The 24,838-nt window shown below is 36.1% G+C and carries 26 protein-coding genes and 1 riboswitch; of the genes, 6 read left to right on the top strand and 20 right to left on the bottom strand.

Translation table 11 applies throughout. The features are described 5' to 3' along the window. Positions 1 to 29: 29 nt before the first annotated feature. Complete coding sequence (locus LA20249_RS02180; RefSeq protein WP_057739389.1) at positions 30 to 1,652, top strand: malolactic enzyme; 1,623 nt, start codon at positions 30 to 32, stop codon at positions 1,650 to 1,652. 38 nt (positions 1,653 to 1,690) lie between these two features. Further along, a complete protein-coding gene (locus LA20249_RS02175) occupies positions 1,691 to 2,656 on the top strand; it encodes an AEC family transporter (protein ID WP_057739388.1) in 966 nt (321 codons plus the stop codon). Between the two features lie 99 nt (positions 2,657 to 2,755). On the opposite strand, the gene LA20249_RS02170 is transcribed toward LA20249_RS02175, so the two are convergent. The 7 genes from LA20249_RS02170 to LA20249_RS02140 all read right to left on the bottom strand — a co-directional run bounded on the left by LA20249_RS02170 (position 2,756) and on the right by LA20249_RS02140 (position 8,691). Then, positions 2,756 to 3,082 (bottom strand): PTS sugar transporter subunit IIA, encoded by a 327-nt coding sequence (locus tag LA20249_RS02170; protein ID WP_057739387.1) that lies wholly within the window; start codon positions 3,080 to 3,082, stop codon positions 2,756 to 2,758. Next, positions 3,075 to 4,295 (bottom strand): PTS sugar transporter subunit IIC, encoded by a 1,221-nt coding sequence (locus tag LA20249_RS02165; RefSeq protein WP_057739386.1) that lies wholly within the window; start codon positions 4,293 to 4,295, stop codon positions 3,075 to 3,077. Before LA20249_RS02165 ends, LA20249_RS02170 begins: the two co-directional genes overlap by 8 nt. After that, positions 4,292 to 4,624, bottom strand: coding sequence for a PTS sugar transporter subunit IIB (locus LA20249_RS02160; RefSeq protein WP_057739385.1), 333 nt, complete (start codon positions 4,622 to 4,624; stop codon positions 4,292 to 4,294). The genes LA20249_RS02165 and LA20249_RS02160 overlap by 4 nt, the downstream gene beginning before the upstream one ends. Before the next feature lie 176 nt (positions 4,625 to 4,800). Beyond that, positions 4,801 to 5,133 (bottom strand): hypothetical protein, encoded by a 333-nt coding sequence (locus LA20249_RS02155; RefSeq protein WP_057739384.1) that lies wholly within the window; start codon positions 5,131 to 5,133, stop codon positions 4,801 to 4,803. Positions 5,134 to 5,208: 75 nt separating this feature from the next. Then, positions 5,209 to 6,060: a fructosamine kinase family protein gene (locus tag LA20249_RS02150; protein WP_057739383.1), complete on the bottom strand. Its 852-nt coding sequence runs from the start codon at positions 6,058 to 6,060 to the stop codon at positions 5,209 to 5,211. 80 nt (positions 6,061 to 6,140) lie between these two features. Beyond that, a complete protein-coding gene (locus LA20249_RS02145) occupies positions 6,141 to 7,277 on the bottom strand; it encodes a glycerate kinase (protein WP_057739382.1) in 1,137 nt (378 codons plus the stop codon). A gap of 13 nt (positions 7,278 to 7,290) precedes the next feature. Continuing rightward, a complete protein-coding gene (locus LA20249_RS02140) occupies positions 7,291 to 8,691 on the bottom strand; it encodes a GntP family permease (RefSeq protein ID WP_472299961.1) in 1,401 nt (466 codons plus the stop codon). 223 nt (positions 8,692 to 8,914) lie between these two features. Between LA20249_RS02140 and LA20249_RS02135 the strand changes: the two genes are divergently transcribed. The 3 genes from LA20249_RS02135 (at position 8,915) to uhpT (ending at position 12,323) form a co-directional block, all read left to right on the top strand. Beyond that, entirely contained in the window at positions 8,915 to 9,976 is a 1,062-nt protein-coding gene (locus LA20249_RS02135) for a CdaR family transcriptional regulator (RefSeq protein ID WP_057739380.1), read from the top strand. Positions 9,977 to 10,041: 65 nt separating this feature from the next. Next, positions 10,042 to 10,773 (top strand): alpha/beta hydrolase, encoded by a 732-nt coding sequence (locus LA20249_RS02130; RefSeq protein WP_057739379.1) that lies wholly within the window; start codon positions 10,042 to 10,044, stop codon positions 10,771 to 10,773. A 164-nt stretch (positions 10,774 to 10,937) separates the two neighbouring features. Beyond that, complete coding sequence (uhpT, locus tag LA20249_RS02125) at positions 10,938 to 12,323, top strand: hexose-6-phosphate:phosphate antiporter (RefSeq protein WP_083477953.1); 1,386 nt, start codon at positions 10,938 to 10,940, stop codon at positions 12,321 to 12,323. An 86-nt stretch (positions 12,324 to 12,409) separates the two neighbouring features. On the opposite strand, the gene LA20249_RS02120 is transcribed toward uhpT, so the two are convergent. Continuing rightward, positions 12,410 to 13,615 (bottom strand): NupC/NupG family nucleoside CNT transporter, encoded by a 1,206-nt coding sequence (locus LA20249_RS02120; protein ID WP_057739378.1) that lies wholly within the window; start codon positions 13,613 to 13,615, stop codon positions 12,410 to 12,412. Positions 13,616 to 13,802: 187 nt separating this feature from the next. Between LA20249_RS02120 and LA20249_RS02115 the strand changes: the two genes are divergently transcribed. Continuing rightward, the gene (locus tag LA20249_RS02115) at positions 13,803 to 14,648 is read left to right on the top strand and encodes an aldo/keto reductase (RefSeq protein ID WP_083477952.1); all 846 of its coding nucleotides are present in this window, start codon (positions 13,803 to 13,805) and stop codon (positions 14,646 to 14,648) included. Between the two features lie 68 nt (positions 14,649 to 14,716). Here the strand turns inward: LA20249_RS02115 and ribH are convergent, their stop codons facing one another. The 12 genes from ribH to LA20249_RS02055 all read right to left on the bottom strand — a co-directional run bounded on the left by ribH (position 14,717) and on the right by LA20249_RS02055 (position 24,718). Continuing rightward, positions 14,717 to 15,187: a 6,7-dimethyl-8-ribityllumazine synthase gene (ribH, locus tag LA20249_RS02110; RefSeq protein WP_057739377.1), complete on the bottom strand. Its 471-nt coding sequence runs from the start codon at positions 15,185 to 15,187 to the stop codon at positions 14,717 to 14,719. 1 nt (position 15,188) lies between these two features. Further along, positions 15,189 to 16,391 (bottom strand): bifunctional 3,4-dihydroxy-2-butanone-4-phosphate synthase/GTP cyclohydrolase II, encoded by a 1,203-nt coding sequence (locus LA20249_RS02105; RefSeq protein WP_057739376.1) that lies wholly within the window; start codon positions 16,389 to 16,391, stop codon positions 15,189 to 15,191. Further along, the gene (ribE, locus tag LA20249_RS02100) at positions 16,381 to 16,980 is read right to left on the bottom strand and encodes a riboflavin synthase (RefSeq protein ID WP_057739375.1); all 600 of its coding nucleotides are present in this window, start codon (positions 16,978 to 16,980) and stop codon (positions 16,381 to 16,383) included. The genes LA20249_RS02105 and ribE overlap by 11 nt, the downstream gene beginning before the upstream one ends. Then, complete coding sequence (gene ribD, locus LA20249_RS02095) at positions 16,981 to 18,012, bottom strand: bifunctional diaminohydroxyphosphoribosylaminopyrimidine deaminase/5-amino-6-(5-phosphoribosylamino)uracil reductase RibD (protein WP_101836857.1); 1,032 nt, start codon at positions 18,010 to 18,012, stop codon at positions 16,981 to 16,983. It abuts the gene before it with no gap. A gap of 117 nt (positions 18,013 to 18,129) precedes the next feature. Further along, a riboswitch (FMN riboswitch) is annotated at positions 18,130 to 18,265 on the bottom strand. A 90-nt stretch (positions 18,266 to 18,355) separates the two neighbouring features. Next, positions 18,356 to 19,084, bottom strand: coding sequence for a gamma-glutamyl-gamma-aminobutyrate hydrolase family protein (locus LA20249_RS02090; protein WP_057739374.1), 729 nt, complete (start codon positions 19,082 to 19,084; stop codon positions 18,356 to 18,358). Between the two features lie 294 nt (positions 19,085 to 19,378). Beyond that, the gene (locus tag LA20249_RS02085) at positions 19,379 to 19,930 is read right to left on the bottom strand and encodes an NAD(P)H-dependent oxidoreductase (RefSeq protein WP_057739373.1); all 552 of its coding nucleotides are present in this window, start codon (positions 19,928 to 19,930) and stop codon (positions 19,379 to 19,381) included. Positions 19,931 to 20,043: 113 nt separating this feature from the next. Then, complete coding sequence (locus tag LA20249_RS02080; protein WP_057739372.1) at positions 20,044 to 20,670, bottom strand: TetR/AcrR family transcriptional regulator; 627 nt, start codon at positions 20,668 to 20,670, stop codon at positions 20,044 to 20,046. Positions 20,671 to 21,045: 375 nt separating this feature from the next. Continuing rightward, complete coding sequence (dhaM, locus tag LA20249_RS02075) at positions 21,046 to 21,414, bottom strand: dihydroxyacetone kinase phosphoryl donor subunit DhaM (protein WP_057739371.1); 369 nt, start codon at positions 21,412 to 21,414, stop codon at positions 21,046 to 21,048. Between the two features lie 3 nt (positions 21,415 to 21,417). Beyond that, positions 21,418 to 22,002, bottom strand: coding sequence for a dihydroxyacetone kinase subunit DhaL (gene dhaL / locus LA20249_RS02070; RefSeq protein WP_057739370.1), 585 nt, complete (start codon positions 22,000 to 22,002; stop codon positions 21,418 to 21,420). 17 nt (positions 22,003 to 22,019) lie between these two features. Continuing rightward, on the bottom strand, positions 22,020 to 23,012 hold the full coding sequence (gene dhaK, locus LA20249_RS02065) for a dihydroxyacetone kinase subunit DhaK (protein ID WP_057739369.1): 993 nt from the start codon (positions 23,010 to 23,012) through the stop codon (positions 22,020 to 22,022). A gap of 122 nt (positions 23,013 to 23,134) precedes the next feature. After that, complete coding sequence (locus LA20249_RS02060) at positions 23,135 to 23,947, bottom strand: Cof-type HAD-IIB family hydrolase (RefSeq protein ID WP_057739368.1); 813 nt, start codon at positions 23,945 to 23,947, stop codon at positions 23,135 to 23,137. A 9-nt stretch (positions 23,948 to 23,956) separates the two neighbouring features. Beyond that, complete coding sequence (locus tag LA20249_RS02055; RefSeq protein ID WP_057739367.1) at positions 23,957 to 24,718, bottom strand: Cof-type HAD-IIB family hydrolase; 762 nt, start codon at positions 24,716 to 24,718, stop codon at positions 23,957 to 23,959. Positions 24,719 to 24,838 lie beyond the last annotated feature (120 nt).

Genomic DNA, 24,838 nt, shown 5'->3' with positions numbered 1-24,838 from the left:
GATGAAAAAATTATTTAGGAGGAATTTTTATGAGCTATGAGGGTTTAGACTTATTAAATAATCATTTCTTGAATAAAGGTACTGCCTTTACTAAGGAAGAAAGAAAAGAAAATCATATCGAAGGTTTGCTTCCACCATTCGTTCAAACATTGGACCAACAAGTAGAACAAGCTTACGAAAACTATTCTAAGAAAGCTACATTCTTAGATAAGAGAATGTACTTGATGGATATTTTCAATGAAAATGTTACATTGTTCTTCAAGTTATTCAGTGAACATGTTAATGAATTCATGCCAGTTGTATATGATCCAACTATTGCTGACACAATTGAAAATTACAGTCACTTCTTCTTAGATCCACAAAACGCTGCTTTCCTATCAATTGATGATCAAGATGATATTGAAGCTGCCTTAAAGAATGCTGCTAAGGGACGCGATATCAAACTTATCGTTGTTACTGATGGCGAAGGTATTCTTGGTATTGGCGACTGGGGTGTCCAAGGTGTTGATATCTCAGTTGGTAAATTGATGGTTTACACAGCTGCTGCCGGTGTTGATCCTGCATCTGTTCTTCCTGTTGTACTTGACGTTGGTACTAACAACAAAGAACTTCTTGCTGATGACTTATATATGGGTAACCATCATCAACGTGTTACAGGCGACAAGTACTATGACTTTGTTGACAAATTCGTTCAAACTGCTGAAAGCTTGTTCCCTGATATGTATCTTCACTTTGAAGACTTTGGTCGTAGCAATGCTGCCAATATCTTAAATAAGTACAAAGATGATATTTTAACATTCAACGATGATATTCAAGGTACAGGTATTATTACACTTGCAGGTATTCTTGGTGCTTTGAACATTTCTAAGCAAAAATTAACTGATCAAGTTTACTTGTCATTCGGTGCAGGTACTGCTGGTGCTGGTATTACTAAGAGAATCTTCGACGCTATGGTTGAAGAAGGACTTTCTGAAGAAGAAGCTAAGAAACACTTCTACTTAGTTGACAAGCAAGGTTTACTATTTGACGACACAGAAGACTTGACTCCTGAACAAAAGCCATTCACAAGACAACGTAGTGAATTTGACAACGCTGACGAGTTAACAAATCTTGAAGCTGTTATCAAAGCCGTTCACCCAACAATCTTAGTTGGTACATCAACACAACCTGGTTCTTTCACAGAAGCAGCTGTTAAAGAAATGGCCGCTCATACAGAACGTCCAATCATCTTCCCACTATCAAATCCTACAAAACTTGCTGAAGCTAAGGCTGAAGATCTTTTGAAATGGACTGACGGTAAAGCTCTTATTGCTACTGGTATTCCAGTTGATCCTATCGAATACAATGGTGTTACATACAACATTGGTCAAGCTAATAACGCTTTGGTTTACCCTGGTCTTGGACTTGGTTCACTATCTGTTAATGCTAAAGTTCTTTCAGATGGTATGATCAATAAAGCTGCCCATTCATTAGGTGGTATCGTTGATGCAACACAACCCGGTGCTGCTGTACTTCCTCCAGTTTCAAAACTAGATAAGTTCAGTATCACTGTTGCTGAGGGTGTTGCCCAACAAGCAATTGATGAAAAATTAACTACAGCAACTGACGCTAAAAAAGCTGTTGCTGATGCAAAATGGGAACCTAAATATTAATATATATTAAATTTGTCAAATAAAGGGGAATTATTTTTATGGCTGCATTTATCACTTCACTAGAAAGTGTTGCTGAAATCGTCCTTGTCATCGCTTTGGGGTACTGGCTAAGAGGCTCTGGCCGCTTGGGTGACGAGTTCAAGGGTAATATTTCATTTATTATCATGAAAATTGCCTTACCTGCTTCAATCTTTGTTTCTGTTCTTAAGTATTTAACTAGAGACAAGTTAGCAAGTTTATCTGGTGGTTTAGTTTTCACTTTCGCCAGTTTTACCTTAGGCTATATCGTAGCCTGGATTTTAACAAAGGTCTTCAAGATTAGAAAAGGCCGTCGTGGTACATTTATTAACATGTTCGTTAATGCTAATACGATCTTTATCGGTTTACCTTTAAACATGGCTTTGTTTGGTACTAAGAGTTTACCTTACTTCCTTGTTTACTATGTTATGAACACAATCTCTACTTGGGCTATTGGTATCTTCTTTATCTCAAGTGATGACCCAACCGTTGAAAAGGGTGCTAAAAAAGACTTCAACTGGAAGAAATTACTACCTGCTCCATTGGTTGGTTTCTTAGTTTCATTAGTCTTCTTGCTTCTAGCTATTCCCGTTCCAGATTGGATCAACAAGACCTTAGACATGGTTGGTGGTATCGTTACACCTATGTCACTTATCTACATTGGTATCATCTTAGCTGATGCCGGTTTGAAATCTATTAAATTTGATCGTGATACGATCTTAGCCCTAGTTGGTAGATTTATTATCGCTCCAGCACTTATGATCGCCATCATCCTTCTTGGTAAATCAATGATGGGTACAAACTTACCAGCACTAGAAAGCAGCTCATTCATCATCCAATCAGCCGCTCCTGGTTTAGCAGTTCTTCCTATCTTGGTTGATCAATCGCATGGTGACGTCGATTACGCAACAAACCTTGTTACAACTTCAACCGTCTTGTTCGTAATCGTTGTTCCTATCTTGATGCAAGTAGCAAACTTGATTTAATTATTGAAAACAATTCACATTCACATTCGAATCCTCCTTAACAAGTAAAGTTATAAAGAAATAGTCGTCAACATCTGCGGTTGACGGCTATTTTTGTGTCTAATTGATTCTTTTTTGAAAAATGTCTATTAAGTGCTTAACTAAATTGAATTCGGTATCAACCGACATCATCGTATCCTGAGCATGAGTAAATAAGACCGAATATGATAATTTTTGTCCTTGAGCCTCTTGTTGTATCTTTTCAGTTTGCAATCCATGGGCAACCAATAATTTTTGATGTGCAGTATTTAAAACTAATCTAGCTTCATCGTACTTAGCATCCCCAATCAAATCTAAAGCCTGTATCACTATTTTTCTAGCGTCACCCGCTTGGATAATGATCTGCATAGTCCGTTCCAAGTCTACACTGTTCTCTATATTATCCATTATCTTCTACTCCTCTTTTAATTAATTCCTTGTCATAAGCCTTGAAGAACGGATACCAAATCAATGCTGACGTTATAAAGATTATTAACAACAAAATAATCGAACCGATCGTTTGACCATTGATCCACGTATTAATTGGAAAAGGCACATACCACATTTGAAAAATTGCATGAGGAATCTGACCCAATCCAGACTTCAATCCAAACCAGACAATCATAGGTAAAATAAGTCCTTGGAGCCACATAGGAATCATGAAAAAAGGATTCCACACAACTGAGCCAAAAACTACTGGTTCGTTGATGTTAAAAATACTAGGAATTATGAAGGCTCGTCCCAATACTTTTAAACGTTTCGATTTAGCTAAGATCAACATCATTAATACCAATGGCAAAGTACAACCCACGCCACCGATCCAAAGATAGGTCGAAAACATTGTTTCCCCCGTTACAATATTGTGAGCCCCTTGAGTTTGATTTGCTTGAATAGCAGCTAAATACACTGGCGTGGTAATTGGCGTCAATATCCACGTTGAAATCCCCATAGAATAAATCAAGCAATTAATTAACATCACTAGGACAAATCCAGGTAATGTTTCCACGATTCCACTCAAGGGTGAAAATAACTGAATTATTAATTGATACACATTGACTTTTAAGATATCAACCAACAGCCAACCGGTAGTAATGACGATTCCAATTGGCAGCATTGAATCAAACCAGGCGATAACAAAATCTGGAATAGTCGTATTTTCACTAAAAAAACTAAATTTTCCAAAAAATCCCATTATTAACGCTGTGAAAACACCACAAATAATTGCAACAAACATCCCACCAGCACCAAGAAAACTAAATTTGAAGGTAATATTTCCATTCAAAAGAGTGGGATGTGTTAATAAAAGAAACAATCCTATTGCGGATAAGCCTGAAATAATTCGCTGCTTAGTCAATTTCTTCTTTTCCATCATATTGAACGGGATTAGAAACGCCACAAAGATTGAAACTATTCCAAAAGTAAAATTACCGATTCCCGAAAAATCTGGCCACCATTTCCAAATATTGCTGAATAAGCTCAAAAAGGTTATCAATGAACTAACCAAAATAAATGGTAAAGTCTGTAAAATTGAATCCTTCAAAACGCTGATCCAAGTACTTCGACTGATCCGTCCCATTACTGGAGCAATTCGATCTTTAAAAAGCATCGTAAATTTATTCATTTATTAGAATCCTCTTCTTTGTAGTCAAGTTCACTTTGCAAATGATCTAGCGCTTTTTTTCCATCCAGTACAGCATAGTAAGCGGGATTCATCAGTATCACCTTAATTTTTCTACCACCAATTGATTTTTTGATCTCCTCTTCCATAAATGACAAATGCGGACCAACCATTATTACATCGACTTCATCCAAATAATTTTCCAACTCAGATTCACTGCGAGCCTGTATCTTATAATCTAAACCTAATTGTTGAACAGCCTTTCTCATACTGACCGCCATAAAACTAGATGAAGCACCTGTTCCACAAACTAATAGCACTCTTAAACTCATCTTCTTCTCCCCTTTATCAAATCTTTCGCGCAACAAATAATTTAAAGAACATTGCAATATAAGTCAAATTTACTTTTACTTTTATATATTTTTCAAAATGCCTCTATAGCAACAAAAAAAGCCAATGACCACCAAAAATCATTGGTGATTATTGACTAAAATATCGGTAAAATAATCTATTCTTTAGGTGAAATCAAGTGAAGCAAACGACTGACCAAATCGACTACTCTCTTAGTGTCACTTGCGATAACAGCTTCATCCCTATTTTGTACCATAGTGTGTGTAACTAGTAAGAGGCTAACCGAATCGGTATCATCACTAAATTGACCAATTGGCAAGGTTAGATTGTGTTCATACATTGGCACCGTTCCTTCTTCAACTTTAACTATTTTTGAACCATCGGGCATACTCAAAATATATTTTTTGATTCTCTCTAAACTGAATTTATCTTGATAAAATCCATAAATTACTTCTAATTCACTGATTATAAACTTGATCTCATTATTCATGCCTATCACTCCCAATAAATCTATCTATTCTCATCTCTAGTATTACTCTAAATTATTTCAATTGCCAAAGTTATTTCATTTTTGAAGACTCAATGATAATGCATTCTCTAGACTTGGACCATAGGTTTCCCCAAATAAATTTAGGTGTGCCAACAAATAATACGTTTGATACCAAGGAATGCGCTTTTGCCAATGTTTTTCTAGTGGATAAACATCATTATACCCTTGATAAAACTCTTCATTAAAGCCACCAAATAACAATGTCATTGCTAAATCCATTTCACGATTGCCAAAGAAAACATCAGGATCAAACAGAACCGGCTGATGCTCAATATCAAAACCTACGTTGCCATTCCAAAGATCACCATGTAACAAGCTTGGCGTCACTGGATTGGTTTGATAATACTGGTAAATTTCACTTTCTAAATCATTCATTAAATTCGAGCGGTGCTCATTCCAGTAGCCCTTCTTTTTAACTTGATCGACCAAAACTTCGAGTCGTTGCTTAATATAAAAATCACCCCAGTTAGTTTGCCAAGTATTGATCTTAATATTTTTAGCATTCAAAACACTTTTATCTAAACCGAAGCGTGACGCATGTTTCTGATGCATCCTGGCTACCATTTTGCCCAAATCAAACTGTGAGCCTGTGCCAAATTCAAGGTAATTCAGAATCAAATAACCACAATCCTGAAAAGTTCCTGAACGAATGACTTGAGGGGCATGAACGACGGAATTAATCAGATTCAAGCCTTCGATTTCATGATCAAAGAAGTCTGCTTTATTATTTGGTTGGATTTTTAAGAAATAAGTTCCTTCATCACTAACGACTTTAAAAGCTAAATTAATATCGCCACCGGAAACTGGCTGCAAAGACTTTATTTGTCCTAACTTCAATTCAGAATACCACGATTCATCAATTTGCATGATACAACACTTCCCTTTTAATCAATGGTAACAAAAAAATGAGCGTTTACCTATTTTGGTAAATCACTCAATTGATAAATTTATACTTTTTTGATTAAGCGTGCAATATTTTCTGAAACCTGTTGTAAATTCTTATCTGTATCTTGAATTGCTTTGGATAATTCTTCAATTCCGGGCACACAGGTGAAAATAGCATCGATTCCTAAAGGATACAATTCTGAGATTTTCTCGCCAACTGAACCTGCGATTGCAATTACTGTTGTATCTGGATCAACTGCCTTAGCCGCTTTAGCAACTCCGATAGGTGTTTTCCCAAACTTGGTTTGAAAGTCAATCTGGCCTTCGCCAGTAATGACCACGTCAGCGCCTTTAACCTTTTCTTTCAGACCGGTGTAATTAACTACTATATCGACGCCTGAGCGCATTTGTGAGTTGGTAAAGGCCAACAGTCCAGCACCTAATCCACCAGCTGCACCAGCTCCAGGAACATTTTCTAAGTCTTTTCCTAAATCTCTTTTTAATACATCAGCATAATGCGAAAGTGCTTCATCTAAGAATTCGACCATTTCTTCATTAGCACCCTTTTGTGGACCAAAAACATGACTTGCTCCATTGGGTCCAGTTAATGGATTAGTAACGTCAGAAGCAATAATTATTTCAGTGTCGCTTAATTCTGGCAACATCTCTGAAATATCGACTTTATCAAGTTTCTTGAGCATTGCTCCGCCATATTGTAATTCGTCACCTTTTTCATCCAATAGATGAGCGCCTAAAGCCTGAGCCATACCGGCTCCACCATCATTTGTTGCTGACCCGCCAATACCAATAATAACGGTTTTAGCACCGTGTTTGATTGCCGATTTGATTAACTCTCCAGTTCCAAAAGTAGTCGTAATATAAGGATTTTGTGTGAATTGATTGATATATTGAATGCCACTTGCTTGAGCCATTTCAATTACAGCGACACTACCGTCGTCAATCAAACCATACTGCGCCTCAGTGGGATTGCCTAGCGGATTCACAACCTTTTCGGTAATTATTTGACCATTCTTAGCATCCACAAGCGACTGAACTGTACCCTCACCACCGTCAGCCATGGGAAAACTGACGTATTCAGCATTAGGATAAACTTTTTGAAATCCCTTTTTTATTGAAGCGGCCACCTGTTTTGCCGTTAATGAATTTTTATATGAGTCTGGAGCTAAAACTATTTTCATTTATAATCCACCTCTAGAACAAATTTCCATACATTAATGTTGCAACAATCGTCATTGAGAGACCGACTAGCATTTCCCAAAAAACGACAGTCATTCTTTCTTTAAATTGCATATCAACTGCTTTAGCTGTCACATGGAAATAATTACCATGTGGCAACTGATCAATCACAGTTGCTCCAGTATGTACCATAGCGGCGGCACCGGTCCCAGAGATACCAAATTCCATGATTGATTTACTGAATGAATTAGAAGCTAGGATAACACCAGTTGAAGTTGATGCCGTAGCAGCAGCCATCAAGATTCCGGCAATCGGTGCTAAAAATGTCCCGGATATTCCAGATACTTGAACTATTTCAACAACTTTTTGTGGCAAATTAGAAGCTGAAACCAATCCGGCAATTGCACCAGCACCAATTAAAATCATAACAACATCAGTCATTCGCGCTAATCCATTAGTCATATAACTTAAAAACTTTTTCCCTTGTCCCATTGCTAAAGTACCGATTAAACCAGCAATTGGTAAGATATACATCGCATCTAAGTTAAACGATGATAATGCTTTGATATTTAAAACTTCTCCAATAGGAGTAATCAACAATAAAACGACTGCAACCAACGGTGTTATGATTGCTGTCTTAAGACTTGGCAAATCTTTTTCTTCTTTAGATTCAAATTTCTTAGTTGGCGAAACGAAACTGCCTTTATTCTTAATCAAAGTTGCTAATAGAACTGTCACGATCAAACCGACTACCGCAGGAATGAAGTCTGCAATCATAACTTTGGATAGTTCGACATTAAATCCTTTCGCAGCAGCAATGGTATTAGGGTTTGGCGAAATAATATTTCCAGCCTTACCGCCACCAGATAATGCCACTAAAAGTGATAGTTTACTGTAATGCATCTTTTGACCAACTTCAAGAGCAATCGGAGCTACGATTAGAACTGCTACCGGAATAAAAATCCCTACAGCAGTTAAAATCATCGTCGACAAAGCTAGAGCCAAAATCGCTAAACGATCACTAAAGTGATTAACAATATTAGAAGCAATCACATTAGCTGCTCCCGATTCCATCATGACACCTGCTAAAACCCCTGCGGCAATGACACGAATAATAGTTCCCATGACTCCGGAACTACCTTTGACTATGACATCGGTCGTTTGAACTAAACTCATCCCTCCGACTAAACAGCCAATAATGGCACCAAAAATTAATGCATAAACCGGATTAACTTTGAACAGAATCAATCCGATTGCTAAAAGCAAGCCTAACAAAGCTGCCCACCAAGCAATAACCATTTTTAAAACATCCTTCCTCAAAAAAACACTGCAATTGTTAAAGTTTGAACAATTATTAACGTTTGTATAATACCGTGTAAAACCGTTCAAATCAATGTACATCTGCCCAAATTTTATTGTCTTATGTATGAAAAAGTGAATCTGTTTGTGATTATATCAACATTTTTCAAAACAAATTTTTCAGAAAATATTTACTTATAAGACTAACTAATTTTATAAAACACTTTGCCTTTGAGCAAAACTTAACAAAGATACCTAAATCTTTTACATTAACGCATTCAGAAAAAAATTGTAAAATAGAACTATCAAAAAATTACTTCTTATATTAAAGGAAAAAATAATGAAATTAGATCCCAATTTAGCTCAATCAATTGTCAACAAAATGATGGAAAATATCCCTTATAATATCAACATGATGAACGAACATGGTTACATCATTGCTAGTGGCGATAAAAAGCGTATCAATACTTTACATCTTGGAGCTATTGACATTATCAAAAGTGGTAAAACCAAACCACTGATTGAATCTCTTGGTAAATTTGGTCAGCCCGGAGTTAACATTCCGATTGAGTTTGATCATAAAACTATCGGTGTAATTGGTATCACTGGCGATCCTAAAAAAGTAACCCCACTAGCTTCACTTCTGAAAGTTTCCACAGAGTTATTGATCTCCCAACTAAATAGTACTAAAATCAAGAATCAGCATAAAGAAACTTTGAATCATTTTCTCTATCAATGGATTGAAACGGACGATGTAGCGGAAAATGAAGAATTAAAGATTCGTGCCCGTGATTTGAATATTGATTTATCTATTCCAAGAGTGGCCATCATCGTTGAGACTAAAGATTTCAATAATTTCAAAATTATTGACGGCGATTTCAGTTTTCGTAAAACTGCACAGCAACTACTGATTATCACTAAGAATAATGCCAATGTCTCTACCTACCTTGCCGCTTGTCAAAAGAGTTCTTTGCCTATCGGTATCAGTGACAAAAGTACTGAGTTAAAAATGGCTGTCTTGCAAGCTATCAATTGTCTTGAAATTTGTAGGATTCTCAATTTAAATGATGTTTTCTACTATCAGCAGATTAGTTTTACTGATCAACTCATGCGAAGCTCTTTGTCTTCTAAAAAGTATTTGGGTGCTTTCAAGAGCCTTTTGAAAACTAATTCTGGTTTAGAATTGCTAGAAACACTTGATTATTATTTCAAATCTAATGGCAATGTCACAAAGACCTCTACTGAATTAAAAGTCCATCGCAATACCACTAACTATCGTTTAAATAATATTTCAGAATATTTTAATTTAGATCTGCATAATTTAACTGACATGATTCAACTCTATACTAATTATTTACATTTCAAAAAAGAGCTTTATGATCATCAATCAGCTTCAAACTAGACTTTTTGCAAAGAATTGATTAATCTTTTCACGAATAATATTAAAACTTGAGGAGCTTAATAATAATGGTATTAATGAATCTAAGTTATCGTACTAATTATCTACATACGTATTTCAAAACGACTGTCGTTATTCCTGACACTAATAAATCCGACTATCCGGTAGTTTGGCTTTTGCACGGCTACACTGGCGACAATACCGCTTGGAGTAAGCATGTTTACATAGAGGAATTAGCCCGTAAGTACGATTGGACCATCATTATGCCGGATGGATTGAATTCATTTTATTCCGACTCGAAGTTCATTCCTTATGAATCCTTCTTTATGGAAGAATTTATTCCGAAAATGCAAAATCTATTGCCCATTTCTCGAGACCCACAAAAAAACTATCTCGTCGGCTCTAGTATGGGCGGATATGGGGCTTTAAAATTTGCCTTCAAAAATACTGACAAGTTCGGTAAGGTTGCGGCCTTATCTCCTATTACTGATATTGAACACTTCCGAGACAATCCGCAATGTCCAATGTCTCAAGAGGTTTTTAACGTTATTTTTGATAGTCCTGAGAAAATAGCCAAAAATCAATTGATCAACCTTTATAATAATCGACAACCCAAGCTTCCTATTCTGACGCTTTGTGGTGATTCCGACTTTATGCATGAAGATAATGTCATGTTTAAAAACTTTCTCTCAATCCACGCTAAGGGACACTACACTTGGATGCCAGTTAGCGGAAATCATTCTTGGAAGGTATGGAGTGAAAATATCGATCCTGTCTTCAATTGGCTCACTAAAAATTAAATAATTATTCGATAACAACAATGGCATCTAATAATCTAATTGATTATTAGGTGTCTTTTTATCTATCTACCTCAAAATTAACCTATCAGAGTAAGGTCGTAACCGTTTACGATTGTGCTATACTCGAACTGTTCGATAAATTAATTTATAGGGGGATTATTATTATGATGCATTTTTTTGACTTAAAACGACCAGCAAAACTTGGTCTGTCACTCGATGAACAAAAGCATCGTTGGCTTCGTGAATTTCTTAAGTCATTCTTGGTTGTTTTCTTCGTTTACTTTTGTATGTATTTAATTCGAAACAACCTTTCTGCTGCCCAACCTCTACTGGTTAAAAAAGGATTTTCAACTACCGCTTTAGGTTGGATCGGTTATGGATTTTCACTAGCCTATGGGATTGGTAAAACCGTCTTAGGCTATGTAGTTGATGGCAAAAACACTAAACGTTTTATGTCATTTCTTTTGATCTTAGCCGCTATTATGACTTTGATCATTGGTGTTGCCTTATTGATGAATAACGCACCAGTCGGTTTGATTCTAGTTCTCTGGTCATTGAACGGAATTTTTCAATCACCTGGTGGTTCAGCTTCATTGTCGACAATTTCACGTTGGACAACTACTACGACGAGAGGTCGCTACATTGGAATCTGGAATATTTCTCATGAATTCGGTGGCGCTGTAGCTGGCGTTATTGCTCTTTGGGGTGCTAATCATCTCTTTAGCGGCAATGTTGGCGGTATGTTTATTTTTCCTGCCATTATTGGTTTATTAGTCGGATTCTGGGGCTTGTTCTTTGGAGCCGATGATCCTCAAGAACTCGGTTGGGATCCGAGTGAAGTAATTTTTGGTGAAAACATTTCTAAAGCTGATCAATCAGCTGCCAAAATGAACAAATGGGATATCTTCAAAACTTTCGTTATGAAGAGTCCTTGGGTCTGGCTACTTTGTATCGCTAATGTATTTGTCTATGTCGTCAGAATTGGAATTGTCAATTGGGCTCCATTATATACAGTTCAACAACTTCATTTCACCGTTGCCCAAGGTGCCAATACACTCCTACTCTTCCAATTGGGAGGTATTATCGGTAGCGTTGTTTGGGGCTGGTTCTCCGATCTTTTGAAGGGACGTCGAGCGGTGGTTTCTATCATCTGTTTAGCTTTAACTGCCTTTGTCGTTTTAGGTTATCGTTATGGAACTACACCTATGATGATCAATACTTCTCTCTTCTTTTTGGGAATGTTGATCTACGGACCACAATTATTAATTGGTGTTTCAGTTATTAGTTTTGTTCCCAAGAATGCTTTAAATGTCTCTGATGGTTTAACTGGAACCTTTGCCTATATCTTTGGCGATCTAATGGCTCAAGTTGGCTTTGCGGCCATTGCCGATCCTAAGCAAAACGGTCTTTCTATTTTAGGTATGAATCTCCACGGTTGGAACGATACGTTTATCGTCTTCTATATTGCCGTAGTTTTGAGTATTATTATTCTAGCAATTATTGCCATTGGTGAGGAAAAACGGATTCGTCAACAATTGGCTACTAAATAATTATTCGACCACTAAAAAAGTCTCCATACAATAAATTTTATTGCGTGAAGACTTTTTATATACTTTACTATTCTGTTTTACTCATCTTACCAAATAAATAATCCTACGAAAGCTGCGGATAAGAGCGATACTAAAATACCTGAAAGCAACATGTAGCCGACATTTTTAGAAATAATGTCATTCTTTTCTTTGCTAACGATTCCTTTGAAACAACCAATGATCATTCCTAAGGTCGAAAAGTTTGCAAATGAAGTAATGAAGACTGTCAAGACAGCTTTAAAATGTGGGTCAAAATCCTTGATGATTCCGGTAACTTTTCCCATAACTACAAATTCATTGGTAACTAATTTAGTTCCCATGTACTGAGCCATTTGGAACGAATCGTGGGTACCTAAGCCTAATAGCCAAGCAAATGGATACATAATAATCCCCAAGATATGTTCCAAAGTTAACCAAGGATTAACCAATTGTAAAATTTTATCCAACAATGCTGCTAAGGCTACAAAGGCAATAACGTTAGCGGCGATAATCAAAACTAACTTTCCAGCTCCCAAAATGGAATCGCCTAAAAATGAGAAGAATGGTTCTTTCTTGCCGCCATCCTCTTGCCCATTCAATTTAGCAATTGTATCCTCTTCAGGAGTGACTGTGACTGGATTCAAGAGACTTGTCACAATAATAGCATTGATGATATTGATAGGAATAGCCGTCAGAACGTACTGCCCTGGCATCATTTGAATATATGAACCAATAATTGAGGCCGTTACACAACTCATTGACATCATCGCTAAGGTCACATTACGATTAGCCTTGATCTGTTTCAATTGTAAACTAGAAACTGCTAGAGCCTCAGTATTTCCCAAAAACATCATCTCAACTGCAAAGAATGACTCAAATTTTGGTTGACCTGTTATTAAAGACAAGCCTTTACCAATCCACTTAATAATGAATGGTAAAACTCCAATGTAAGTCAAAATATCAAACAAGGGAACAATCAACAGAATTGGTAGCAGCGCACTAGTAAAGAAGTCCATGCTCTTGACATGTACGAAACTAGGCAATGCAAACTCGATTCCTACATAAGCAACTTGTACTAACCAATTAAAGCCACTGGCAGCCCCCGAAACAATTGCTCGTCCAACTTCAAAACTGGTCAAAAACCATGCTAAAGCAAGATTCAAAACTACCATCACCGCAATGGATCTCCAACGTATTTCTGATTTGTTTTTCGAAAACAAAAAACCAATACCGAGAAATACGACTAAGCCTATTATATTGACTAATAGATACATAGGTTTAACTCCTTTTTGTATTTGGAAGTATTTTACTCCGTGTTTAATATTACATGGTGTGTAAAAAATAGTAAATATTTTTTTACTTTCTGTTTAGCAATATCTAAACTTTTCAAAACAATTAGGTTAGCTTTATAATAAAAGTTAGTAGCATCTACAAAATTTCTTTTGAAAGCGAGGTTTCTCTTTGAAATATATTACTTTTAATCACCAAAATACTTCCGCCATCGGTATCGGAACTTGGCATCTTGGTGAAGGTAACCAAACCAAAACTGAATCAGAAATGCAAGCTATCAAATATGGTCTTGATCGCGGAATTAATTTGATCGACACTGCCGAAATGTACGGTGATGGACTCTCTGAAACTTTGATCGGCAAGGTTATTAAAAATTACCAGCGTGACAATTTTCAGCTGGTTTCAAAATTCTATCCTTTCCACGCTACACCAAAATTAATTGAGCAGAGTCTTAAAAATAGTCTCAAGAGACTACAGACTGATTATTTGGACCTATACTTACTCCACTGGCGTGGCAATACTCCACTAACAGAAACTGTTTCAGGTCTAGAAAAAATGGTCCAAGCTGGTTTGATTAAGAACTGGGGCGTCTCTAACTTCGACTTAGATGACCTAAAGGAATTATCAGCTACTAAAGATGGTTCCCACTGTCGTATCAACGAAGACCTTTATAACATTGCCAGTCGCGGAATTGAATACTCGATTCTTCCATGGCAAAAAGAACACGGGATGTCTTTTGTAGGGTATTCACCTTTTGGATCTGATGGTGGTCAATTTTTAAAGATTAAACCAATCATTCAACAAATGGCTAAAGATAAGGGCATTACTCCTTACCAGTTATTACTAGCTTGGGTAATTCGCAATCATGATTTGTTGAGCATCCCTAAAACAGCCTCAGTTGAGCATATGCAGAGTAATATCAAAGCTGTTGACGTTCAATTTACCACTGATGAATTACAGCTGTTAGATCAAAGTTATCCTAAGCCGACATCTGAAACGACTTTGGAAACTATTTAATGTATACCAATAAAGCTAATATAGTAATCACTCTTTATGATTGCCATATTAGCTTTATTTTTTATGTATTAGTAAAATTCTTTTTGCAAAGCTCTTTCGGTATTCACCATTTCCACGACGTCAACACTGCATTCACTACCTTTATTGCCGGCCTTTCCACCTGCTCGATTCAAAGCTTGTGACATATTTTCAGTTGTCAAGATACCGTACATTACCGGAACATCCCCTTGCAATGATACCTGACTGACTCCGGCTGCCGATTCAGCGCAGACATAATCAAAATGTGCTGTCTCACCTTTAATGACTGCTCCTAAAGCGATGATACCGTCAAAAGAGTTACTTTTAGACAACATCTTCACGATTCGTGGAACTTCCATTGCACCAGGAACTTTTACCACCGTTATGTCGGACACATTTAACTGCTTTAATTTGGATGTGGCGCCATCCAATAATTTATTGGTGACAAGTTCATTGAACTTAGCTACAACGATTGCTATTTTCAAACCTTTACCATCTAATTTACCGTTAATTTCTCGCATTCTAATCTACCTCGTTTAATAAATGATGAAATTTATGTTTTTTAGTTTCTAAATATTTTTGATCACTCGAATTAGGCTTCATTTCTAAGGCAACTCGCTTAACTTTTATTCCTAGATTCTCCAGTTGCTTTACTTTATCCGGATTATTAGTCAATAACTCTATTGAACCAACCTTTAATCTCTTTAAAATTGCCACTACCATTCGATAATCTCGTTTATCGGCTGGTAAATCTAACTTCAAATTAGCTTCAACTGTATCTAGCCCTTGATCTTGTAATTGATAGGCTTTTAATTTATTGATCAAACCGATTCCACGACCTTCTTGATGTAAATAAATCAACATACCACTACCGTTTTTTTCAATTTTTATCAAAGACTGTTCCAATTGTTGCCCACAATCACATCTTTTAGATCCTAAAATATCACCTGTAAAACATTCCGAATGAATTCGTACTAAAAGATCCTCTTGATTCTCAATTTTGCCTTTATAAATCACTAAAATTGGTTCATCTTTAAAAGTCAGAGTCTTTAAGCGAAAGTGTCCAAATTTAGTAGGTAAATCGACATCTGATACTGACTTCAAAACAGTAGAATCTTTTTCAAAACGATAGTTGATGATGTCTTCAATCGTTATTAAAGTTAAGTTCTCTTTTTGAGCGAAAGCTTTCAAATCAGCTCTCCTGGCCATTTTGCCGTTATCCTTAACTACTTCACAAATGTAAGCAACCGGAGTTGCATGAGTTAATCTTGCCAAATCAACCGCTGCTTCTGTATGACCGTCTCGCTCTAAAACTCCATCATCAGCAGCAATTAAAGGGAATATATGACCGGGATGATAAAAGTCCTTGGGATTGTTTGAATCTGCCAAAGCTTTAATCGTTTTAGCACGATCAAAAGCCGAGATTCCTGTGGTAGTCATCTTACTGTCAGTACTAATTGTGAATGCAGTGTGAAAAGCGTCGTGTGATTGGGACATTAAATTCAAATCTAACTTCCTTGCCACTGCAGAACTCATCGGAACACAGAGTAAGCCACGAGCATTTTGAATCATATAGTTAACATTTTCTGGTGAAACAAAATCAGCTAAGCCAATCATATCGCCCTCAGCCTCACGTTCAGTCGAATCGGCAACAATAATTAGTTTCCCTTGTTGTAAATCTTTTAAAGCTTGCTCAACTTTTAAAATTGATTGATTATTTGACATTTTCGTAACCCCGTTCCAAGTCTTGATAGATGTACTTTCCCAAAATATCTGTCTCCAAGTTGACAGTCTGTCCAACTTCTAATTTGCCTAAAATTGTTTCATTACTGGTATAAGGAATTATCCCTACTTGAAAAGAGTCCTTTTTAACTGAAATAACAGTTAAACTCACACCATCAATAGCAATTGACCCTTTTTCAACTATATATTTTTGATACTGTGCTGTGATTGAAAACTCCAATAATTGAGCATTTTGATCAGTCGTTTTGTTCAGCAATTTACCAGTCGTATCAATATGCCCTTGTACAAAATGTCCTCCCAATTCCGTTGTCGGTTTTAAAGCTGGCTCTAAATTGACCAAATCCTCAGTTGCCAATTCGCCGATATTAGTCCGTTTAATCGTCTCAGGCATAACCTCAACTTGAAATATTCTCGGTGAAAAACTTGTCACAGTCAGGCAAACTCCGTTGATAGCAACGCTACTACCCAACTCAATTGATTCTAAATGATGGGCAATTTCTAAAGTAAAGTCGTCCTTTTCCTGCCTAATCGAAATCACTCGTCCAATATCCTTAACAATTCCTGTAAACATTTACCGTTTCCTCCAGACAGTTATTTTTAAATCCGAATCTAGCGATTTCACTATTGGTTTAGAAAACTCCAAACCCTTAATTGTTTGACCAGAAACTGCCGATAAGCCTGTTCCAAAAACCCGATTAGCCAAATAAATAATCAGCTTGTCAACTAATTTAGCCTGCATGAAATCGGCTTGGATGTGACTGCCACCTTCGATGAGAATTGATTGGAGTTTTTGCTCTGCCAAATACGTGATTATGCTTTCTGGAGTCCAATTGCCGACTAATACTTTGACGTTATTAGGAAAAATTTGGTCTGTCTGTTTCTCTGTGAAAAACCAGATAGGTGCCTCATTTTGAAATATCTTTAAATCTTTATTAATCGTTTTAAGATCTCGCACTAAAATTGCTCGAATCGGTGGAAATAACTTAGCTTCCTCTCGGACAGTTAATCGTGGGTTATCCAATTTCAACGTATTCTCGCCAATCAAAATCACTTGATTATTTGCTCGTAATTTCTGTGAATCTAAATACGATTCGTGATTTGATATTAGGGAACGTTTTACGCTATCACGATTGATTTTCCCATCTAGGGTCATTGCATACTTTATCGTAATCAACGGACGCTGCTCACGATAAAAGAATTCATAAGCGGTATTTAAATCTGTTTTAATATTCAAATTCTCAACTTGAATATTATGATTCTCTAGGTATTTTATCCCCCGTCCACTAACGATTGGATTGGGATCAACTTGACCAATTACCACCTTGGTGATGCCTACATCAAATATTTTTTGAACACATGGTGGCGTCTTCCCAACATGTGAACATGGCTCTAAAGTGACAAACAAAGTTGCCCCTTTGGCGTCTGAAATACTTGTCAAGCTCTTTAACGCATTGATTTCCGCATGTTCATGACCAAAGGTTTCATGATGACCTAAACCAATGACCTTTTGATTTTTCACGATGACGGCCCCAACTAAAGGATTCAACCAAGTGCTTTTCCCTTTCCTAGCTTCTTGAAAAGCTAATTCCATAAATTTATTCAATACCTTATTCACCCCACAAAAAGAGCCCCGCAAAATAATTGCGGGGCTCTTAAGATAAGCTAAATAAGACCTCATACGAGACCAAGCCAAAATAGGCTTATCAATAGCATGAAATATTATTTTCTTCTACCATCCAGACTTTACTGTCGGTCCCGGATTCACACCAGGTCCACCGCTTACGCGGGTCACGGACTTTAATTGAAATTCAATTATCACCGTCGGTCGGGAATTTCACCCTGCCCCGAAGAAATCTATTCAGTTTTCAAAACAAATACTACAATAAAAATAATATTTTGACAAATTAATTTTTCTAAGCGATTCTTTTTAATCTTACTCTAATAAATTAAATTACTTTAATATCTGTCCGTTCTACAAAATTTCTCAACATCGTTAACTGTTGGGAATCTTTTTTCCATAAATTCTCGGGGTGCCATTGAACGGCTTGGATACTAGCATCGTCATTTTCAATTGCTTCAATTACGCCATCTGATGCTGTGGCAACAACCTTTAAGCCATTAGCTACTGACTTAATAGCTTGGTGGTGTCTGGAGTTAACAAAGACATTGTCGCCGATTGACTTATAAAGCCGCGAGTTAAAATCCACACGGACAAAGTGTGTTGGTTGATCCCCTGGTGCTTGTTGTTTATGCTGAATCAATTTCCCTGAATACTGACTACCTAGGTCTTGATAAAGCGTACCACCCAGAGCCACATCTATCATTTCCGCTCCTCGACAAATGCCAAAAATGGGAATCTTTTTAGCCACAGCCGTCCGAATCAATGCAATTTCAAACAAATCTCGATTACGATTGGTTACTCCTAATTCTGGTATGGGTTCTTGTCCCATAAAGCTTGGATCAATATCTGGACCCCCTGGGAAAATTATTCCATCTAGATTTTCAATCAATTGATTAACCTTATCAACTGGTAAATTTGGTAATCCCACTGGGATTCCGCCTGCAGCTATTACCCCGTCAACAAGCGGACGTGGTACAAAATCCATTAATTTTTGATTGATCACATCTGTTGCCCCTAAATAAACATCTGCCGTAATACCAATCAGTCTGCCCATAGAGATAGAACCCCCTTTTATAATTTCTACTGCCTAGATTAGCACTTCATTCTAATCTATCCAATATATTATTAATATTATTAAATAAAAACTAATAAAAGTCTAACGTTTTTACACATTTTCTGAATATTTAATCTAATTGTTTTATTTAAAATTAAAGTGGTTCTAATAATAATGTGAATTCCATCGAGTAGGGAGTGACGATTAGTCAATGACCGTTGGTGCCTCATTAGGGTTAAGAGCTTTTTTTATTCGCATTAAGATAAAATTATAACTAGTATTTTTACAATAAAGTTAGAGATTTTTCAAAAATTTTTCACGTTGTTTTTTTGTACTTTTTTTTATTGAACCAAAATTCTTCCATGAGGCATTTTTTATACCTGCTTGTTTCAAGGTTGATTTAATAAAAACCTTCTGAATTGCATTTCCTGAAAAAAATTTTAAATACCATGTTGGGGACTTTGAAGAAGTCACAATATCGACTGAATCTATATTTGTTAATAGTCCTTCAACACCTCTTGGTGAGTCAACATATGCAAAATTCATTTTAAATACCTTATCAATAAATCCTTTTAAGATTGCCGGCATGCCATTCCACCAAATCGGAAAAATGAATACTAATTTTGAAGATTCTTTCAATATTTTCTGATATTCTTCAACTTTGTCATCTTCAGTTTCTCCATATTTGAATAAAGAAAGTTCGTTTGAAGAATAAACAGGATTAAATTCCTCTTTATACAGATCAATTACTCTGTAGTCGGATTTATATTTTTCACTTACCTTTTTCAATATTGCATTATTAAAACTTTTACTATATGGATGAGCATAAATAATAGTCGTTGTCATAAAGTTCCCCTATATTAATATTTTCTTGTCTTTCCAATTTTAATTGACCAGGTGTAAATCGAGATAATTCAGACTTCATACTAAAAAATGACAAATTTGATTCTTCGAATATTTCAATGATTCCCTTCATTTCTTCCTTCTCCTAATGTTTTATCACCATTAATATAAATACTAATCATTTCATCTATTACTTTGGATATCCATTTTGAATCAACCTCAACCACATTTTTTTTACCAACTATCAGTGCAAAACCGATAATAAAACTCCACAATTGGATTTCTTGTAAATCATTATCCACATCCAAATTATTTTCTTTTGATAATTTTGCGACGGCATATTTAAACTCTTCAAATCCAGGCAGAGTCTTATCAGATATTATTTCATGTCCCGTAACTTTTGTTTGCACCACGTAGTCTCCTAAAAACAAAACGTCAAAAAATTTGGGAAAATCTTGCGCAAAATTCACAAAATTGATTCCCATCTGTAATAACATCGCATTACCAGACATATTATCCGTTACCTTTTGAGCCATAGTTGTACCAAAGATGATCGAAATCTGTTCTACTAAGGCTGCAAGATAAGTATTTTTATCTTTAAAATGTCGATAAGGAGTAGAATGAGTCACTCCACATTTTTCTGCAATTTGTCGTAATGAAATGTTTTTCATACCTTTATCCTGAACGATTTTTAAACCCTCAGAAATTAATCTTTTTTTTAAATCAATTTGATTTTTCACCATTTTGTATTTCTCCTGTCCATTCATTAATATCCAGCACAGAATCATTAGCGGATATAAATCCCTAACCCATAATTGCAATTGGTTCATATTTTCCCATTCGTTGCCCTCACGTTTTAGTATCCAGTGTCTACTCCAAAGAAAAGCGATTATTCATTGATAATAGCGCATTAAATGATATAATCTTGTATATTTTAAGTAGACACTGTCTACAAAAGAATATAGAATTATTAATTGGTTAAGTCAACTTTTTTATTTATGATGCATCTAACGGGTCGATTCTTAATGAATACGTTTAAGTGAAAAACAGAAATAATGAAAACAAAAAAGTAGTGCCTATCCAAATAAAATTCTAGATAGACACTACTTCACATTATTCTATTTAATTTTTAGTGGTTTTAAATTTTCTTCAATCGTTGAAAGTGGTGCCTCAACTTGAGCCAAAGTGGCAGCAGTATAGGCTCCTTCAACCAAAGCGACATCATACTTATGAATCTTACGTTCAGTCATTTCTAAGAGCATTTCTAAATTCATCTTCGAACTGCCTAGATCATAAAAGGCTAAAACTTCGTCACCTTTATTTTCATCGACCGCTGTTTGAATTTTTTCTAAAGACGAACCAATCTTGTTGTCATCAGTTCCACCAGCTACTGTAATCGACAAGTCAGGAGCCGCCTGTTCAATTAAATTCTTTACTCCTTGAGCAATATCAGCTGAATGTGAAACAATCAATATCCCATATTTCATAAGCTAAACTCCTATCACTTTAATTAAAGCTCCAAACAAGTAAGCACTTGATTGAGAGCCTGGATCAAGATGACCCCTTGACTTTTCTTCTAAATAACTAGCACGACCCTTAGTTGCTACCATATCTTTAGTTGATTCCAAAGCTTCATCGACTGCTTGTTGGTTGAACTTATTATCCTTTAGAGCTGTCGCTACTGGTTGCCAGACATCAATCATAGTTTTCATTCCTACATCTGATTGTCCACGACGTTTTAAACCATCAGTACCAACCTGAATTAATTCAGTTAAATCGGCTGTTTCCTTAGCTTTCTTAGACATATCTAGAAAAGCTGTCCCGTACAATGGACCAGAAGCTCCACCAATTTTTTGAATCATAGCAAAAGCAACTGTTTTGTATAACTCAGCCAAATCACTGGGTTCCTTTTTTTCAAGTGCAGCTGTAATGGCCTGCATCCCACGATCCATATTAGTTCCATGGTCACCATCACCAATTGCCGTATCAAGTTCGTTTAAATTAGACTTATTCTTTTCAACCTCTTCAACAAATAAGTTCATCCATTTTTTAGTATCTGCTAAGTTTAATTCCATTAATAAATTCTTCCCTTCTACCAGCCAATTGTTGTAACGGGTTCCTTTAACATTTTGATCCAACTATCGTCAGCCTTCATAATTGTCAAAGAAACGCCCTGCATATCAAGCGATGTTACCTGATTACCGACCTTGCTAAATTTCACATCGATTTTTTTATCATTTAATTCATTTAAAACATCATTGGCAAAAATATATTGTTCCATCAAGAGAGTACCACCCATACCATTGACCAACACTGCAAATGAACCGGATTTATCAGTGAACTCATTCATAATTTTTTCAATCAATTCATTAGCCAATTGATTCGATGGCTTAATTTTTTCAACCGCATAGCCACGTTCATTGTGAATCCCAATACCATACTCAATTTCATCCTTAGCTAATTCGAATCCCGGATGTCCAACAGCCGGTACTGTCGCTGCATGTAAGGCAATTCCAATCGTCTTAGTTTGGTCAATCACGTTTTGACCCAATTTTGCTAAATCGGTTAAATTCATACCCGAACGTGCTGCCGCACCAACAATTTTTTCTACTAAAACTGTTCCGGCAACCCCACGCTTACCTTGTGTAAATTCACTATTTTCGACTGAAATATCATCGTCAACCACAATTGTCTTTATTTCAATATCGTCTGCTTCTGCCATCTCTTTAGCCATATCAAAATTCATAACATCGCCAGAATAATTTTTGACAATCAACAATACGCCTTGACCTTGATCAACCGCTTTAATAGCTTCATAAATTTGATCCGGAGTAGGTGAAGTAAAGACCTCGCCTGCTACTGCAGCACTCAACATGCCATCACCAACATAGCCTGCATGTAGAGGTTCATGTCCCGAGCCACCACCGGAAACGACACCAACTTGTTTTTGCTCTGCAAATTTTTCATCATTTCTTACGACTGCCGTAGTACCTTCTATTTCTTTGACTAAATCAGGATTAGTTTTAACTAATCCTGAAATCATCTCTGGAACAATATCCTCAGTTTTATTAATGATTTTTTTCATATGTACCTCCCAGTTAGCGTTTTCATTACTTATCAAGTATATTCCTTTTCCTGTTATCTTGACAAAACAAAAAGCAGAACAAAACATTTAACCCTTGTTTCGTTCTACTTTCTAAGAAACTTTTAGAGAGCAAACTTCTCAATCGCTAAGCCAACACCGTCATGGTTGTTATCAGCCGTAACATAATCGCTGACCTTTTTGGCACCACTGGTTGCATTATCCATTGCTACACCTTTACCAGCAATCTTTATCATGGGAATATCATTATCACGATCACCCATTGCCATGACTTCTTTCAAATCAATCCCTAGTTGACCAGCCAAATGTTTTACAGCTTCACCTTTATTGACATTCTTCGGGAATATCTCTAAGAAACCGACACCGGTTCTAACTACAAAGTAATTTTGATCAAAATGTTCATGAACCATATCTGATATTTCATCCAATTGCTTAGCTTCACCGTTGATAATAGCTTTGACAATTTCAAAATCATCAGGCAATTCTTCCGGCTCACGAATATACAAGCCATTCTCGTTTTCAAAAGCCTGCGTAATCGTATACTTATCAATCCATTCGACATGACTAGTATAAGTGTTGCCCTGACTATCAACGACATTGTAATGCAGCTGATTTTTCTTAATAAAGTCAACAAATTCACGATAAAACGCATTACTCAAAGTGTCGTGATAAATGATTTTACCTTCCATATTTTCAATAATGCCACCACCGTTAGTGATCATATACTGGTCAGGCCCAGAAATGCCTAGAATCTTAATATAATTAGTAATAGCGTTATGCGTTCTACCAGAACAAAGAACTACTTTAATACCTTGCTTCAAGGCTTGCTTAATCATCGTTTGATTTTTTTTAGAAATAGTTTTCTCACTCGTCAACAATGTGTCGTCCATATCTAATGCAATCAATTTATAACTCATAAGTTTCTCCTAATTTAAAATATATTTTTTAATCGCTTGCGCCACGCCACTATGATTATTGTCTATCGTAGTATCGTCACTAACGTCTTTGATTTTTTGAGGTGAATTGTCCATCGCTACACCCATGCCAGCAATTTTAAGCATAGGAATATCATTATCCAAATCACCAATTGCTAAAGTCTGCTTAAGATTGATTTTCAAGTGTTTGGCCAATCTCTCCAAAGCGTAACCTTTATTGACATCTTTAGGGAATAATTCCACATCTTGAGGACTAGTTATCACAATAAAGAACTCATCATCATACATTTTATGCAACTCTGTTGCGAGATTTTGAAGTTTGTGCTTATGTGTATGCATGAGAAATTTCACGATTCCCAATTTCGGATTAAGCATCCGCTTTTCCATCCAATCCTGATAAGAATTATAAATAGCCCCATTAGTATCAATCAGAACATGCTTGATTTTTTTAGTTTCCAAATTATACGATATTTTCTCACAAGTAGAATTATCTAAAACCTTTCTGTAAATAACCTTTTTATCCAAACTTTCGATAATATTTCCACCAAACTCAATAATATACTGATCAGGTCCAGAAATACCTAATTCCTTACAACTATCAATAATACCGTCATATGAACGACCAGAGTTTAACACCACTTTAATACCCTTTTTTAAAGCCTGAGAGATTGCAGTCTTGTTTTCAGCAGTTATTTTCTTTTTATCAGTTAGAAGAGTTCCATCCATATCGATGGCAATTAATTTATAATCCATAGATTTTACCCCTTTTATATAATAGTTCTCAAGATTATTGTAATCCTTTACACAAAAGTGGTCTAAAAAATATACTTTGTAAATATTAAGTTAATAAAATAGAGACTATTTCTACAAATA

It is taken from the genome of Companilactobacillus alimentarius DSM 20249, from assembly GCF_002849895.1.
GTDB lineage: Bacteria > Bacillota > Bacilli > Lactobacillales > Lactobacillaceae > Companilactobacillus > Companilactobacillus alimentarius.
This window is presented reverse-complemented; position numbering and strand designations above follow the sequence as displayed.